Source organism: Weissella thailandensis (assembly GCF_001932615.1).
Lineage (GTDB): Bacteria > Bacillota > Bacilli > Lactobacillales > Lactobacillaceae > Weissella > Weissella thailandensis.
Genome location: NZ_CP014332.1, coordinates 453196 through 469227, shown reverse-complemented (window position 1 = coordinate 469227; position 16032 = coordinate 453196). Strand labels below are relative to the sequence as shown.

At 37.4% G+C, this 16032-nt stretch carries 12 protein-coding genes, 4 tRNA genes and 1 rRNA gene; 1 reads left to right on the top strand and 16 read right to left on the bottom strand.

The genetic code is table 11. From position 1 onward, the window contains the following. Positions 1–77: 77 nt before the first annotated feature. From FOL01_RS02230 to FOL01_RS02195, 8 genes are all read right to left on the bottom strand, one after another. On the bottom strand, positions 78–1868 hold the full coding sequence (locus tag FOL01_RS02230; RefSeq protein WP_075269106.1) for an FtsX-like permease family protein: 1791 nt from the start codon (positions 1866–1868) through the stop codon (positions 78–80). A gap of 9 nt (positions 1869–1877) precedes the next feature. After that, complete coding sequence (locus tag FOL01_RS02225; RefSeq protein WP_075269105.1) at positions 1878–2630, bottom strand: ABC transporter ATP-binding protein; 753 nt, start codon at positions 2628–2630, stop codon at positions 1878–1880. A gap of 146 nt (positions 2631–2776) precedes the next feature. After that, entirely contained in the window at positions 2777–3820 is a 1044-nt protein-coding gene (locus tag FOL01_RS02220; protein ID WP_075269104.1) for a PTS sugar transporter subunit IIC, read from the bottom strand. Positions 3821–4806: 986 nt separating this feature from the next. After that, positions 4807–6369: a ribonuclease Y gene (gene rny, locus FOL01_RS02215; RefSeq protein WP_075269103.1), complete on the bottom strand. Its 1563-nt coding sequence runs from the start codon at positions 6367–6369 to the stop codon at positions 4807–4809. A 225-nt stretch (positions 6370–6594) separates the two neighbouring features. Then, positions 6595–8046 (bottom strand): ATPase P, encoded by a 1452-nt coding sequence (locus tag FOL01_RS02210; RefSeq protein ID WP_207649846.1) that lies wholly within the window; start codon positions 8044–8046, stop codon positions 6595–6597. Positions 8047–8249: 203 nt separating this feature from the next. Then, a tRNA-Ser gene (locus FOL01_RS02205) sits at positions 8250–8339 on the bottom strand. 5 nt (positions 8340–8344) lie between these two features. After that, positions 8345–8418 (bottom strand) — tRNA-Met (locus FOL01_RS02200). A gap of 32 nt (positions 8419–8450) precedes the next feature. Continuing rightward, positions 8451–8540, bottom strand: a tRNA-Ser gene (locus FOL01_RS02195). 266 nt (positions 8541–8806) lie between these two features. Here FOL01_RS02195 and FOL01_RS02190 point away from each other — a divergent pair. Then, positions 8807–8989 (top strand): hypothetical protein, encoded by a 183-nt coding sequence (locus FOL01_RS02190; protein ID WP_075269101.1) that lies wholly within the window; start codon positions 8807–8809, stop codon positions 8987–8989. A 134-nt stretch (positions 8990–9123) separates the two neighbouring features. Here FOL01_RS02190 and FOL01_RS02185 read toward each other — a convergent pair whose 3' ends face one another. From FOL01_RS02185 to rrf, 8 genes are all read right to left on the bottom strand, one after another. Continuing rightward, positions 9124–9924 carry a Cof-type HAD-IIB family hydrolase gene (locus FOL01_RS02185; RefSeq protein WP_075269100.1) on the bottom strand — a complete coding sequence of 267 codons (801 nt, stop codon included), beginning with the start codon at positions 9922–9924 and terminating at the stop codon, positions 9124–9126. Between the two features lie 136 nt (positions 9925–10060). Continuing rightward, positions 10061–10144: transfer RNA gene (locus FOL01_RS02180), tRNA-Leu, on the bottom strand. A 111-nt stretch (positions 10145–10255) separates the two neighbouring features. Beyond that, positions 10256–12439, bottom strand: coding sequence for a Tex family protein (locus FOL01_RS02175; RefSeq protein ID WP_083603405.1), 2184 nt, complete (start codon positions 12437–12439; stop codon positions 10256–10258). Beyond that, the gene (locus tag FOL01_RS02170; RefSeq protein WP_075269099.1) at positions 12439–12885 is read right to left on the bottom strand and encodes a hypothetical protein; all 447 of its coding nucleotides are present in this window, start codon (positions 12883–12885) and stop codon (positions 12439–12441) included. The genes FOL01_RS02175 and FOL01_RS02170 overlap by 1 nt, the downstream gene beginning before the upstream one ends. Positions 12886–13048: 163 nt before the next feature. Continuing rightward, positions 13049–13627, bottom strand: coding sequence for a ribosome hibernation-promoting factor, HPF/YfiA family (gene hpf, locus FOL01_RS02165; protein ID WP_075269098.1), 579 nt, complete (start codon positions 13625–13627; stop codon positions 13049–13051). A gap of 159 nt (positions 13628–13786) precedes the next feature. After that, a complete protein-coding gene (locus FOL01_RS02160) occupies positions 13787–14464 on the bottom strand; it encodes a ComF family protein (RefSeq protein WP_083603404.1) in 678 nt (225 codons plus the stop codon). Beyond that, on the bottom strand, positions 14454–15755 hold the full coding sequence (locus tag FOL01_RS02155; protein WP_083603403.1) for a DEAD/DEAH box helicase: 1302 nt from the start codon (positions 15753–15755) through the stop codon (positions 14454–14456). Before FOL01_RS02155 ends, FOL01_RS02160 begins: the two co-directional genes overlap by 11 nt. A gap of 90 nt (positions 15756–15845) precedes the next feature. Next, positions 15846–15962: ribosomal RNA gene (gene rrf, locus FOL01_RS02150) — 5S ribosomal RNA — on the bottom strand. Positions 15963–16032 lie beyond the last annotated feature (70 nt).

The window sequence follows — 16032 nt, the reverse complement described above, 5'->3', positions numbered from 1 at the left end:
TCTTTAACTTTCGTTATTAACTCCACAACATTTTGAATATGCTCCTATTATAACGTATTCTCTGAAAAAATGGCGAATTACTTTTTAATTAATCGACGATACATCCAAACTGTTAAACAATAATAGATAGTGTACAAACATACGATGCCTATTAGAGAAGGTACGAAACCAAGATAGGCATTGCTTGCACCGGCCATTAATGGCGCAAACATTTGCAAGCCGAATATAACATCTAAAATACCAATCGCCATTGGGATAACAAATAAGATACCCAAATCAACCGCAATTGTTTGCGTGATTTTTTTCTCACTCGTACCAATCATCGCTAACACACGGTAACGATTCTTATCGTCGGCAACGCCTGACAAGGTCTTAAACATTAACGTCGCCGCCAACATTGCCAAAAAGCCAATTCCTAGGAATATTCCCATGAATTCAATACCACCAAAAATCCCCTTCAACTGACTATAAGTTGCATATGAGCCGGTAGCAAACTCTGACTTTGTCCCAACAATTTTTTCTTGTAACTTTTGGTTATGTGATAATGCCTGATCATTGGCCATCATGTCAGATACCTTAACCATTTGCATCGTACGAGGTACCCCATGCGTCATCATTTCTGATGCATTTTCTGTCACAACGGCTTTAGCACCATACTGCTGATTTAGAATTTGATTAGCAATACCATCTAATGTGTAATCATAGGCTGCCTTCTTTTTTAACCAATCACCAGTTACCCACTTTGTCTGCAATCCTGACCCGTTTTTTGCTGATACTTTTGTTGGTAACTTATGTTCATTAAACTCTGTTGCATTAAAATAGACAGTTTGTCCTTTAACAACATATTGGTAATCTTGCTGCCATTGCACACCTTTCAAGTTGTCTGTATTAACTTTATCTGTGGCATAAACTGCTGTCACTGGATATGTTTGTTCAGCCTGACTTGGTAACATACGATAATAACCTTGCCCAACTGACATTGCGCCTAATGCTAAGGCAAACATAACGGCAATTGAAGACAATATTCGTTGATAATCTGGCAAACGAAAGGCAAGCTGTCCATTAATAAAGGCACGCAATCCATGCAAACTATACGTTGAATTTCGGATCCAATTCGTTAGCATTTTTAACGTTCGACTGACAAACCAGTATGTTCCCAAAACATTTAGTACCAAAATGACAACAAAACCAGATAAGCCAACCTTAACAATATTAGGCATCAAAACATAACTAATCACTAATAAGCCCAGACCAATTAAACCAAGCAATGGATCAATTACCTTGTGTACGATCGGTTGATTAACTTGCTTATTAGCTAATAACAAGGTTAAAGTATCTTGCTTACGCAAACGATGCCGATTATACAAACCATTTAACGTAAATAACACAATGAAAAATACCAATGTAATAATCACTGATTTCATTGAAATAGATTGCCAATGGGCTAATTTCACACCCAAAAGGCTCATTAAGTAGTGACTACTTAACTCTGTTAAAGCAAATCCAATCAGAATCCCAATAATCGTTGCAATAACTCCGATACTTAAAGTTTCTCGCAATAACAAAGAACCGATTTGCTTCTTTGTTGCGCCAAGCATTGACATTAATCCATACTCGGATTGTCGCAATCTTAACAAAAAGCCATTTGCAAAATTTAAATAGACAAAAGTAATTAGTCCTAACAGTACTTCACCAATAACAAAGATAACTGAAATCTGGGACACGACCGAATTGGCTTCTAAAAATGCACGATTCGTGGCCATTGCGCTAAACATATAAAAGATAGCAGCCGAAATAATCAGACCAACAAATAAGACAATGTAGTCACGCCATTTAGACCGCAATGATTTTAAAGCAATTCCAAACATACGCTCCTCCTAATTGAAATTTCCTAATTCAGATAACACTTGTTGATAGAAAGCTTCTCTTGAACGACTATCACGGCTAATCGTTTTGGTAATTTGACCGTCTGTTAAAAACAAAATACGTGAAGCAAATGACGCCGAGAAAGCATCATGGGTTACCATGACAATCGAAATGCCTTCATTTTCATTAATCTGGTTCAAATAGTTCATCATTTCGCGTGCATTCTCTGAATCTAACGCACCGGTAGGTTCATCACCAAAAATAAGAGTTGGGTTGTGTACTAAAGCTCGTGCAGCTCCCACTCGTTGTTGCTGTCCACCAGACAATTCAGTTGGATACTGTTTTAAATAAGACTCAATGTGTAGCAACTCAGCCACTTTTTGAACAGCCTTTTTAATGTCCTTGGGGCTAACTTTTTGCAAAGTGAGTGGTAAACTAATATTTTCTTGAACTGTTAAACTCTCAATTAAATTATAATCTTGAAAAATAAATCCCATGTCTTGCCCACGGAATTTGGCAATTTCGGCATCATTCATTTGCAAAATATTTTTATTATTAATGGTCACCGATCCGGACGAAGGCTGCATTAACGTTGAAAGAATATTTAACAATGTTGATTTTCCCGACCCTGATGGTCCCATGATTGCCACAAACTCTCCCTTGTCGACTGTCATCGATAGATTGTGTAGTACTTCATGTGCCACCCCTGACGTACTTGCATATGTCTTATTTAACTGATTGGCATTTAGAACTGGTTCAGTCATGATTTTTTCTCCTAATTATTATTTCATTTATGTTACAAGCAATACTATACACAATCTAATATTAGATTGTCAAATTATATTTTTGATTTTCAAAAAAATAATGGCTATCAGAATAACTAAACGTTATCCTAATAACCATTACAAAATTAAACTTCTGGCAACTTTAAGTCCTTTGACTCGACTAATTGCAATTTATCAATAAAAATGTATTTCATAATCAGGGCCATCGCAATCGGTACAATGAAGAAAGTTAAGCTAACTCGTAAGCCAATCCCACTACCAGCTGATTCATTCAGAGCTGTAATAGGTCCAATGAACCCTGACATACCGAATCCTGCAGAGAAGGGCGTTCCTGACATACTTAGTACACTAGAAACACCACCCGCAACTGCTGATGCAATTATGACAGGAATAAATAACTTTGGCTTTGACAGCATATTAGCCATTTGAATTTTTGGCGAACCCATGAAATGCGCGATAAATAGGCCCCATGAATTCTCTTTCATACTCATAATAGCTAATACAAGCGAAGCCGTCACAATACCAGTATTAGCGGCACCAGCTCCAATACCCGTCAACCCAATCGCAGTTGCGATACCAACTGAAGATAATGGTGAAACGATCAACACAGCAAAAATAATACCCAACAAGATACCCATAACTAGCGGCGCTGTCTGTGTAGCAGCATCAACGACCGCACCAATCGCATCTTGAATCGCTACCATCACTGGTAATGTTAATAGCCCTAAGCCACCACCGACGACCAAAACCGCTAATGGTTCAAACACTGCTCGTAATTGTCCTAATAACTTATGAAAGACAATCGTTACAATACTTGCCATAAAGGTTGTTAGCATAATATTCAGAATCACACCTGATCCACTAATAACATACTGTCCACCGTGAACCGTTACGACTCCTGAAGCAATGAATGTTGCCAAGGCCATTGATGCACTTTCAACAGTACCGAACTTAAGCAAAGTTCCCACCGCAAACGCTGCGATAATTGGTAACGCACTTTGCGCTAACGTCACCATCATGGTCAGCGTCTTAACAATCTCTATTTGAGGCATTGCTGCCAATAACTGGCTCACAATTGCTGTTGGAATCAGTGCCACAATAATTCCACTAGCATTCCCATTTAAAATAGCCGAGCCAAATTCTTTTTTACTTAATTTTCGCGCTTCCATACGATTTCTCCTGTTTTTATTCATCCATTATCTGACTGTCATCAGTACTCAGTTTTTCCAAATAAAAAACTGAGTACTTTCTTTGAAAATACCCAGTCCCGATATGCCTTAACAGATAATTAAGTCATATTTATTTGGTTCCGGATATTTTCTCTATCCGAAACCTAGCAAAAATGCTTTTGGTCATTTCGGATAGTCACCTAAAAAAACCAAAAAGTAAAATACACTGATCCAGTTGTTAACATCTTATGTACCATCATTTTTGCTCCTTTGTTTAATTGATAAGTACAATTTTAATCTATTTTTCATTTTTGTCAACACGTTTTAATCATTATAAATAAAAAAGCGCCGTATATCTACGACGCTTTGTACATAAAATGTACTAGATAGTCATTAGTTTAACTACCACGGGGAATAACTATAGTATATCGATATGCTATAAAATATGCGAATAATCTGTTTATAATTATTTTCTAACAAAGCAAATAAAATGCATAAAAAAATCGCTCTGCGTATCCGCAAGGCGACATGGTGTGGTTGACGACCCACAAAATATTTTTTGATTGTGAAAGCGTTGATGTTGATAAAGAGTCGTCTCATCACCCTCTTACTGCTCGAACTGTTAAATAAGTTATCATTCTCATTTTTTCTGAAGGAGAAGAGTTTTCAGCAAGTTTCTGAGATTAAACAATCATTCGAACAGTAAGAGTGAAATGCGACAATTAACATCCTAGCGGTCCCCATCCGCTAGTGTTTCATAATCTTGATTAGTTTTGCATACGTTCCCCCGTATCCTTAACACATTTATTATTGTAAGCGTTTCCAATGAATTTGTAAACCCCTTACATGAAATTAATTTCATTTTATTGATATGAATGCCATTAATTATATGTATTTATAATTAAATTCTATCAAATATTCTTTGTCCAAAGAAAAAGGAGCTAGAAATCTCATTCCTAGCTCCGTCTTATTCTATTAGTTATTTCTTACTTTGCATACTCGATGGCACGCGATTCACGAATAACAGTTACTTTAATATGGCCTGGATAATCCAAATCGTTTTCAATTTGGTTTCTAATATCACGGGCTAAGACAGTTGATTCAATATCTGAAACAGCTGCTGGTTCTACAATAACACGAACTTCTCGGCCAGCCTGAATAGCATATGATTTTTCAACACCATTAAATCCATTTGCAATAGATTCAAGTTGTTGCAAACGTTGAACGTAGTTCTCCAACGACTCTGATCGTGCACCTGGTCGTGCTGCTGAAATTGAATCTGCAGCAGCAACCAGAGCAGCAATCACAGAATCTGGCTCAACATCCCCATGGTGTGATGCAATCGAGTTGATTACAACTGGACGCTCTTTGTATTTCGTTGTCAATTCGACACCTAACTCTACATGAGAACCGTCTACTTCATGATCTATGGCTTTACCAATATCGTGTAATAATCCTGCGCGCTTGGCAAGCGTAACGTCCTCCCCTAACTCAGCTGCCAACAAGCCAGTTAGTTTTGCGACTTCTATTGAATGAACAAGGACATTCTGTCCATAACTTGTTCGATAATTCATCCGACCAACAGTTTTAACCAGGTCAGGATGCATATTATGGATTCCCAAATCGAAAATAGTCTGTTCCCCAACCTCTCGAATATGCTCATCCATCTCTTTACGAGACTTCTCAACCATTTCTTCGATACGGGCAGGATGAATACGACCATCCGCAATTAGTTTCTCCAACGTGTTTTTAGCGATTTCACGACGAACAGGATCAAATCCACTTAGAACAACCGCTTCTGGTGTATCATCGATAATCAAATCAATACCAGTAACCGTTTCAAGTGCTCGAATATTACGACCTTCACGACCAATAATACGACCCTTCATATCATCATTAGGAAGTGTCACAACAGAGACTGTCGTTTCAGCAACCATATCAGCTGCTGAACGTTGAATCGCACTGACAACCAGGTTTTTAGCCCGCTTATCCGCTTCTGCAGTAGCACGTTCGTCACTATCTTTGATCATCTTAGCTCGTTCAGAAACCAATGATTCCTTGGTTTCTGACAAGATTTGATTACGAGCCTCTTCACGTGACAGGTTAGCAACTTCAATAAGCTTTCCTTCACGCTCAGTAACTAATTCTTCAGCTCGTTTTTGCTTATCATTGACACTTTGCCGTTGATGATCTAACTTTGTTTCCTTGTTCGAAATAACTTCTTCACGTTTCTGCAAAGAAGCATCTTTTCGATCCAACACAGATTCACGACTTACCAAACGATCTTCTTGTGATTTTACTTCAGAACGGCGTTCTTGTAATTCACTTTCAATACGTTGTTGGTAACGTTGGCTTTCATCGCGCGCTTCAACAAGAGCTTTTTTCTTTAATTGCTCTGCATCAGTAGCAGCTTGATTCGTTATATCTGTAGCCGTTTGCTGTGAAACAGTTAGCGTATGGTTAATTTTTGTTTTAGCCACCGTGTAACCAATTCCACCACTAATTACGATTGCGACAAGCAACAACAGGATGATCAATACTATGTTCATCTTGTTTCTCCTGTCTAGAGAATTGACTTTTATGTCAAATCAATAGTGTTTTTTTGCGCTTAATAACACATACTTAATTTTAGGCTTTTCTATATAATAAGTCAATCAAAGTAATAATAGATGTAAGCGACAAAAAACCGTCATATCAACATTTCTTTCTGCTATCGTTTTTCAAAAATGATAACAATATTAATATAACGGTTTTATATTTTTTAAATTTATTAATTAACGTTTCACTCGTAAACGTAAAAGATAGCTCATCGCACAACGAATAATGACGGCCAAAACTGGCGCAACATACAACCATGGAGAAATAAAGATACCTAAACCTGCTGCTAATAAGAGCAAAATAATAATTGGTAAACTAGCCAACGATAACATTCTCTTATCAATCTGAATCAAACGATCAGCAGTCGCCCATAATTTTTCTAAATCAGCTACATTAGCAACGTGAATATCAGCATTAACATCTGGTCTGTCCACGGCTACGGTAATCGTATCTGTTTGCGTTGGTAAATTATCCTGATTCGTCACAAACATCGTGTTAGTTTGAGATGTCCACTGTTCTTGTTGTGCTGTCTTTTCAGCTGGTGTTAAATCTGACTTTACTTCGTCCAAGGAAGTCATAATATTCGTTAATTGCATCGTTGCCCCAATCGTATCACCAGAGGCAATTTTTACATCTAAATGCCGGGTAGTAAAAAACCGGTCTAAAGAAAGTAAGGCTTTATTTAAAGTATCACCAAAAGTGATGACACCAATTACTTGTAAACTATCAACGACATAACTAACTGAGTTACCCAACATTTTGTAAGTTTCCAAGGCATTCAAATCGACATCATAGCCTTCAGCCACCACTTCAGCTGCCGACAAAACTGCAAAACGTTCATTTAAAATAACCCCTTTTATCCCAGCACCATCAATAATTTCAGGTTCAGAAGCCGTTGATGGAAAGACACCATGATTTTCTGCATACTGTAAAATCGACTTTGACAAAGCTGAATTTTCGTCCATTGATAATAAACCGGTCGCTATTCCTAAAATATCGAAATCACTATATCTTTTATCCAATGACAGGATAGAATGTACTGTCATATGATTATCAGTTAAAATACCACTTTTTTCTGTAATGATCGTTGTTACTTGTGGTAACTTTTCAATAACCCGAGCATTTTTAAAGTTTACACCATTGGTTGCTAGTTTTTCTAAACTTTGCTCTCGATGCCATCCAGACCATAGCGCTGGCCAATTTGCATCAGTAATCAACAAAACGGATGCCATAGTCGTTAGACCATAAATCCAATTGGTTGTTAATCCAAAGAATAGTAGCGCATAAATAGCCAAGAACATCGTAGTAATGTTCAATCGGTGAGCCGTTCTTTTCATGGGAGCATTTAAAATAATCGATAGTGTTTCCTTTTGTAAGGCTCCCAATGATATAAGCAATAAAGCCATACCTAAAAATAAGATTGGCAAGGTCATCGTTAAAATAGCGTACCCTGTCATGTTAGTTAGATAAATCCAAAGAACAGCCAAATACCAAATAGTCTGGCCTAAAATTGGTAACCAGAGTGTCACAACACGTAGCTGTTTTTGTTGATATAAGGCCTGCTTAATCATTCGGTCATCCGTATAAACAACCATCACAGCGGCTATCCCAAAAATAGTCATTGTCATATTTTTTATATGTGCCGACATTAATGTGGATGTCCCCACTAATGTTGGCAAAAACAGCGCAGATAATACTGCTAATATAAGCATAACTATTGCATATTGAGAATAGCGAATTCGACGTATCGGCATATCTTAAACTCCTCATATATTCAGAATGATATTGATAAAAAAATAACCGTGTCCACGGGACACGGTTATTTATAAGAAGGAGATGGAGGGATTCGAACCCTCGCGCCGGTTTCCCGACCTGACGGTTTTCAAGACCGTTCCCTTCAGCCAGACTTGGGTACATCTCCATAAATTGCGGGTGTAGGATTTGAACCTACGACCTTCGGGTTATGGGCCCGACGAGCTACCAGACTGCTCCAACCCGCTATGATATAAATAAAACATCTATTAGATGTCAAAGGAGATAGGGGGATTCGAACCCTCGCGCCGGTTTCCCGACCTGACGGTTTTCAAGACCGTTCCCTTCAGCCAGACTTGGGTATATCTCCATGAATGTTTGTATTAACACAACCACAAGACTTATCATACCTCTCCTTAGGATGATTGTCAAGAGTTTACATATTTTACCTCATTCACTTATAAATAAACAAGTCACATTTTATTTTCCTAGTTAATAAAAAAAGAGTCACTTATACCCATTTACAGCTCATCTCAATTCGGGTACTATAATACCACATTAATCAATAGACAAAAAGTAATTATCCCCTCACAGCTAACTCTTAACAAATAATTCATATCTATCATGGAGGAAAATATGCTTAGTTTAATCGGATTGGCGCTGGTGATATTAGGATTACTAATTACCATTCTTGGCCAAACTGCGCCACTGATTCGCCTTTATTTTGGTGATAAAAGTGTCATTTCACAAATTATTTGGGGACTGATCTTCTTTGGTATCGGTGCCTTAATTCTTATATATAATGCTATTAATATGTAAAAATTATATCTATCAGTTAGAAAAACGTTAGCCTCATCTTTTTCATATAAGACTAAAATGTATTAATTATAAGCTGTAAACTTTATAGTATAATTATGGTCCAAAAAGTTAGAGCCAATATATAAGACTATTTTTTAAACCAAGTTTTTTATAAACTCACCCACGCCACCATCATCATTATTACCTGTAATAAATTCCGCATGTCTTTTGAGATCTGCCACCGCATTGTCCATGGCAACAGGGTGACCAACTAACTCAAACATTGGTATGTCATTGTGACCATCACCAAATGCATATGTACTCTCTACATCAATATGCTCTGTCGCCAAGACATACTTAATACCATTAGCTTTTATTGCCTGACTGTTAGTAATCTCTAAATGGTTTTTACCAGAACGCTGAATAACGACAGTTTCTTCGCCTTTGTTGTTCAAATACTGTATCAAACTTTGCATGGTCTCTTCGTCAAAAATAACTATCATAATTTTGTAAACATCCAAGTTTCCCTGTAACAAGTTATTAAAATTAACGATTGTTGGTGTTTGTCCAGTTATTGCGCTTTCTAACTTAATCCCATTGTCTATTCCCTCCGCATACCAATGATTTTCATCATAAAAACTAAGTGAAATATCTGGGAATTTTTTACAAACACTTTCTACCAAAGACTTTGCGACATGAAATCCAATTGTTTTCTTCTGCATCACCTTTCGGTTGTTACCAGTTCCTTCATAAATAATTCCACCATTGAAGCCAATTTGAGGCCTTTTCAAATCTAACGTATCAATTGCAAAATCCATTTCTACTGGTGCTCGTGCCGAAACTAACGTAAACGGAATATCAATGTTCTTTATAATGTCAATATTATGTTGCGGAATACCATTATCTGACCCCAACAAGGTTGAATCCATATCTGAAAAAAAGTGTTTAACTACCATTATTGAGTTCCTCCCTTTATATAAATAGTATTATACATAGTTAATTCTGAAAATAATAGTCGCACGCTAACATACAAAAAAAGCCTGACACAACAACACGTCGCTGTTATGTCAGGTACCTGTAAATTCATTAAAATGCGAACGGAGGGGGTCGAACCCTCACGGTATTTCTACCACAGGATCCTTAGTCCTGCGCGTCTGCCAATTCCGCCACGATCGCATACCATGTTGAAAACATCAACACAGTTAATACTATCAAATATACTTATCATATGCAAGATTTCTAATGGCCGTATACCATTAGAAAGTATGCCACTTAAATATTAAATTGTTATTCTGGCGCAACCATTGTTAAGCCAATTCGTTGTCGTTTCTTATCAATTTCAACTACCCAGACAGTCACAATATCACCGACGGCAACGACACTATGTGGATTATTCACGCGTTGCTGCGATAATTTAGAAATGTGCACCAATCCATCTTCATGAACACCAATATCAACAAAGGCACCAAAATCAACTACATTACGCACTGTCCCTTGAAGCTGCATTCCCACTTCTAAGTCATCTAAAGTTAGTACATCAGATCTCAATGTTGCCATCGGTGCATCATCTCGTAAATCACGGCCAGGTTCAATCAATGAAGAAATAATATCATGTAGTGTTGGATATCCTATCGACAATTGTTGTGCAAATGACGGTGTATCAAACTCATGTAAAGCACTACTTGCACTGTCTCCCAAGTCTTTCACAGCAGCTGTATGCAACACTTTCTCTGCTACATGATAAGATTCCGGATGAATGTCGGTATTATCTAAAGGATTGTTTCCCGTAGGAATACGTAAAAATCCGGCAGCTTGCTCAAATGCCTTTGGTCCTAACTTAGCGACCTTTTTTAACTCCGAACGGGTTTGAAATTGCCCATTTTCATTTCGATACGCAACTATATTTTTTGCAATCGTTGTCGTTAGACCAGCAATATGCGTCAATAATTGTGGTGAAGCGGTATTTAAATTAACACCAACCTGATTAACGGCCGTTTCTAGCACGCTATCTAGTTCTAGAGAAAGTTCCTTTGTTGGTAAATCATGTTGGTATTGCCCTACACCAACAGCTTGTGGATCAATTTTAATTAATTCAGCCATTGGATCTTGTAATCTTCGCGCAATTGAAATAGCTGACCGCTGTTCAACTGGTAAATCCGGAAATTCAGCTCGTGCGACATCACTAGCCGAATATACCGAAGCGCCAGCCTCATTAACAACCACATATCTTAAATCCGGTAGCTCATTTTGGATAATATCAGCAATAAATTGCTGTGATTCACGAGAAGCCGTACCATTTCCAATAGCCACTAACGTCACCTGATACTTTTTAACTAACTTAATGATCGTTTCTCGAGCACCCTTAGGATCATATTTCTGTGCCTTGTGTGGGTAAATCACTGCTTTATCTAAAAATTGACCTGCTTTATCCACGACCGCCAATTTCGAACCCGTCCTAATTCCTGGATCAAATCCTAAGACGATCTGACCACGAAGCGGTGCTGCCATTAACAGATGATATAGATTAGTTCCAAATACTTTAATCGCATCTCCACTAGCCCTGCCGAATAAAGTTTTCCGAATTTCGCGGGCAATGGCTGGACCAATAAACCGTTTATAAGCAGCTTGGGCAGCCTGTACTAATATATCAGTAGCCGGACCTTTTTTACTGCCAACTAGACGAAACTTCAAATAACGAGTGATGGCATCTTCATCAGCAATAATATTACCAGATAATATTCCCTCACTTTCACCACGGTTAATGGCTAGTATTTGATGATTCAAGACCTTTTTTACAGGTACATCAAAATCGTAATACAGCTCAAAAACACCTTGCTCATCTTTTTTGTCAGCACCACGTTTGAGTTTGGCAACGAAATGTCCTTTATTTAAAGTATACTGACGTACCCAATCACGCAAACCAGCATTTTCACCAATTACTTCCGCAAAAATTTCATGGACGCCCGCAAAAACAGCCGCGACATCTGAAATCCCTTTATCTGGATTAATATATTTAGTTGCTTCATCTTGCAAACTGCCACTTGGAAAAGTTTGAATGAATTGTGCAAAGGGCATTAATCCGGCTTCTTTAGCAACCGTTGCTTTTGTTTTACGCTTTTTCTTATAAGGAAGGTAAATATCCTCCACTTTTTGCAGCGTATCAGCCGTAACAATTGCCTGCTGAATCCCCTTCGTCATCATATTCTGTTCAACAATTGCCTTATAAACGGTTTGTTTTCGCGCTTGTAACTCGATTAATTGTTTAGAAGTCGATTGAATATCACGAATTTGTACTTCGTCCAAATTGCCTGTTGCTTCTTTACGGTAACGCGCAATAAACGGTACGGTATTTCCTTCATCTAATAAGTCCGCCACTGCTTTCACTTTATGCGTCGGCAAATTCAACTGCGAGCTGACGTTTTTGGCGATATCGATGTCTAACACATCATTCATTTCTGCCATCTTTGTCATTATGCAGTGACCGTTGTAAAGATACGGCGAATTTGTGCTAAGAATTTATCCATATATACATCTTGGTCTGCTTCTGGTTGTCTAAAATCAGCTACGTTTACTTGCTGCGACGTAACATCTAAAGAATCAGCCATTACTTTAGTGGCAGCTGTATAATCCATAAAGGTTTGTTTGACCATTTGATGAGCACCAATAAATCTAACTGGTGCCGTTACACGATTTAATTTTTTGGATACATCTTGATAAATTTCAACCACATTCTCAAACTCAGTTGCCACTTCAACAAATTCCTCATTTGGTAGTTGCGCCAACTGATTATTTTTTAACACATCATCTAATTTTTCAAAAAAAGGTGCTACACGATCGCCAGCCTCTTGGATTGTTTCAATTAATTCGCTTAATAGCATCCCATATTGTTGCGTTGTCATATATTTTTTCTTAGGCATATTTCTTCTCCTTAATACATTTCATTAGCTTTTATGTCATTATAAATCATTTTTAATACTTAAAGATAAAAAGACCAGGAAATACTCCTAGTCTTTAAAATTTTAAATTGTCTTATTCAGTAGATAACAACCCCAAAGATTCTACCTACCTGAACATTTCATTTTAGTCTACTGTATCAAGTAAAGCATACTTACCATCACGTCGCTTATAAACAACCGCTGGCAAATCAGTTTCAGCATCTTGGAAAATAAAGAATTCGTGTCCTAGAAGCTCCATTTGTAATACAGCTTCTTCCGCATCCATTGGCTTCAAATCAACATGCTTTTTACGAACAATTTCTATACCGTCATCTTCGGGCTCAGCTTCCCGTGCGTCAGCAACGGTTGTTGGATCTACTGCCATGAAATCAGTATTTGCTAATCCCTTATAACCCTTTTCACGAGACTTACGGTTAACTTTAGTCTTGTACTTTCGAATTTGACGTTCTAACTTATCAGAAACAAAATCAACTGTCTGGTACATATCCGTTTGCGTATCTTCTGCACGAAGTAACAAGTATGGTAATTGAATAGTTACCTCTGTCTTAAACGTACCTTCCTTGTATGATCGTACATTAACGCGAGCGATATAACTAGCTTCAGTATTTAAATAACGCTCAAGTCGAGAAATACGCTTTTCAATGTATTCTGACATCGCATCAGTGATTTCAATGTTTTCACCACGTACCTTAAATTCTAGCATAATCCTGTCTCCTGTCTGACTAAATTTATAAGATAATATCCCCAAAATTTTTATCTTACATGCCGTTAAAGATTCATTTCTGTATCCTATCGGTAAGTATATTGTAACATATTGATAACAAAAAAAGAAAGCGTTAACATTCAAGGAGCATCACCATCACTATCTGGCAAGAGTTAATGATGTAACTTCCAAGGCGCCAGCTGCCATTAAACAATGTGCAGCATGCCTTAACGTACGCCCTGTTGTATAAATATCGTCTACTAAGCAAATTCTCTGATTTTCCAAGTTAATACCTGGTTGCCGTAAAACAAAAGGTTGCTTTGTACACAATCGTTCATCCCTTGTCTTTTGCGACTGTTTATCTTTTTTTACCTCTCGACAAATTAATAACTCTTCAAATGTCATACCATCTAGCCAACCAATTACTTGGTTAAATTGACGTTTCATAAAAGTATCAGTAGTTATTGGGATTGGCACTATCATATCCGCCTGGACTTTAATTAGCCTTTGTTGCATAACCTGTTTAAAAACATTCCGAAGATGGTAACCGCCTTCAAATTTGTAGGCCTTAAAATATCGTTTCATCTGTGTATCATACTTAAATAATGATTGGTTATGTATTTTAGGATAACCTAACCGAAACCAACGCTGACAGTCAATACAATATTTTTGCTCTGTTGTAATCTGACATTCTAAGCATGCCTTCTCGGGATCAATTTGTTGAAAATTATCATAACACATTTTACAAATAAAGGTTGGCTTGTATACTGAAAAATCACAAAAATCTCGCAACTGCCATGAATTATTTATATTTAACTGACATAATTCACATTTCATAATGTTTTCCTAAATTGTTTAAGTAGTGTATTTCTGCAATTGCGTCTACCACTTGTTTTGTTTTTTCCTGAACATAAACTCTAACTAATCCATTAGGGCGGTCTGCACTGCGGCCACACCTACCAGCTATCTGGATCAATGTTGCCGTCGAGAAAACCGGCTCATCACCACCTAATATCAATACATCAATTCCTAAAAAAGTCACACCACGTTCTAGTATCGTTGTTGTTACAAGACCATCAATTAACCCGTCGCGCATTGCTTGTACTTTTTCTAACCTAGTAGCGTCAGCTGCATAAGTGCCTAAAATTTTTAGTCCGTATTTCTTGTTTTTTATTTGATTGATAACATTTTCTATGTCTTTTACTTGAGGGACAAAAACCAAAAATTTTATGCTCTTATTTTTTAAATGTATCATTTGCCTAACTACTCTTATAGGTAACCTTTTACGCCATTTATTAACTCTTTGTACACTAAGATTAGGTAGCGGTTGACCATGAAAACGAAGTGGTAATGTCGACAATAATACTTCCTGACGCTTAATCATTTTTTTCAAAGTTGTATTCAGAGTTGCTGTTAAAAAAAATATAATACCGTTTTTCTTTAGCGCTTGATAAACTGATGTAACGAGCAATTGACTATTTTCATATGGAAAAGCATCTGCTTCGTCCAATACAATGACATCAAATGCCTGCTTAAACTTCATTAATTGATGAGTCGTTGCCAGTATTAACTGCGTATATCGGTACTCATCTTCAGTACCACCAAATAACACAATAAACGGTACATTAAAGGCTGCTTTAATTCTTATTTTCAATTCAAGAATAACGTCAATTCGTGGCGAAACAATTGCAATTCGCTTCTTTTGTTTGATTGCTAATGTTAACATCGGAAATAACATTTCCGTCTTCCCTGCACTTGTAACTGCATAGGTTAAATGGGACTTTCCTTCTTTTAAAGCTTTAATTTGTTCATCAGACACCTGCTGTTGTAAAGAGGTCAATTTTCCCTGCCAAGTACATGGATTAACTATTGTTTCAAAATCATTAGGTTCCTCAATCGTTACCAAACAATGCTTAGTAGTAATTCTTCCCATGTTAGCGCACTGCCAACAGTACTTTTCATCACCAGGTAATTGCCAATGCATTAAAATTTTACTTTGGCAACGTCCGCAGTAGCCATTATCAATTGCCGGTATAATGCTAGCTTTTTTAGTTAGCCGATGACAGTCTTCTGTACGATATACCGCTAAGCGACCATACAAAATAGATTTATCCTGATTGTCTACCATAATTTTCTCCTAACCAGTTATTAAAGACGAAGAAAATTATATTTTGTACAAAAAAAGCAGCTCACATATTACTGTGAACTGCTTTCAATTGCATCGCGACGTCCTATCCTCGCAGGAGGCGATCCTCCAACTACTTTTGGCGCTACTGAGCTTAACTACTGTGTTCGGTATGGGAACAGGTGTGACCTCAGTGCCATCATCACGACACGTTTTTGTTGAGTGAACTTAGTTCCCTCAAAACTGAATCATAATTGCTTATTTTTTCTTGCCTTACACC

What these genes read in the sequence shown, in the direction of transcription:
- FOL01_RS02230 (WP_075269106.1), bottom strand. Translation starts at nt 1,868, where the DNA reads ATGTTTGGAATTGCTTTAAAATCATTGCGGTCTAAATGGCGTGACTAC.
- FOL01_RS02225 (WP_075269105.1), bottom strand. Translation starts at nt 2,630, where the DNA reads ATGACTGAACCAGTTCTAAATGCCAATCAGTTAAATAAGACATATGCA.
- FOL01_RS02220 (WP_075269104.1), bottom strand. Translation starts at nt 3,820, where the DNA reads ATGGAAGCGCGAAAATTAAGTAAAAAAGAATTTGGCTCGGCTATTTTA.
- rny (WP_075269103.1), bottom strand. Translation starts at nt 6,369, where the DNA reads ATGAACATAGTATTGATCATCCTGTTGTTGCTTGTCGCAATCGTAATT.
- FOL01_RS02210 (WP_207649846.1), bottom strand. Translation starts at nt 8,046, where the DNA reads ATGACAATGACTATTTTTGGGATAGCCGCTGTGATGGTTGTTTATACG.
- FOL01_RS02190 (WP_075269101.1), top strand. Translation starts at nt 8,807, where the DNA reads ATGCTTAGTTTAATCGGATTGGCGCTGGTGATATTAGGATTACTAATT.
- FOL01_RS02185 (WP_075269100.1), bottom strand. Translation starts at nt 9,924, where the DNA reads ATGGTAGTTAAACACTTTTTTTCAGATATGGATTCAACCTTGTTGGGG.
- FOL01_RS02175 (WP_083603405.1), bottom strand. Translation starts at nt 12,439, where the DNA reads ATGACAAAGATGGCAGAAATGAATGATGTGTTAGACATCGATATCGCC.
- FOL01_RS02170 (WP_075269099.1), bottom strand. Translation starts at nt 12,885, where the DNA reads ATGCCTAAGAAAAAATATATGACAACGCAACAATATGGGATGCTATTA.
- hpf (WP_075269098.1), bottom strand. Translation starts at nt 13,627, where the DNA reads ATGCTAGAATTTAAGGTACGTGGTGAAAACATTGAAATCACTGATGCG.
- FOL01_RS02160 (WP_083603404.1), bottom strand. Translation starts at nt 14,464, where the DNA reads ATGAAATGTGAATTATGTCAGTTAAATATAAATAATTCATGGCAGTTG.
- FOL01_RS02155 (WP_083603403.1), bottom strand. Translation starts at nt 15,755, where the DNA reads ATGGTAGACAATCAGGATAAATCTATTTTGTATGGTCGCTTAGCGGTA.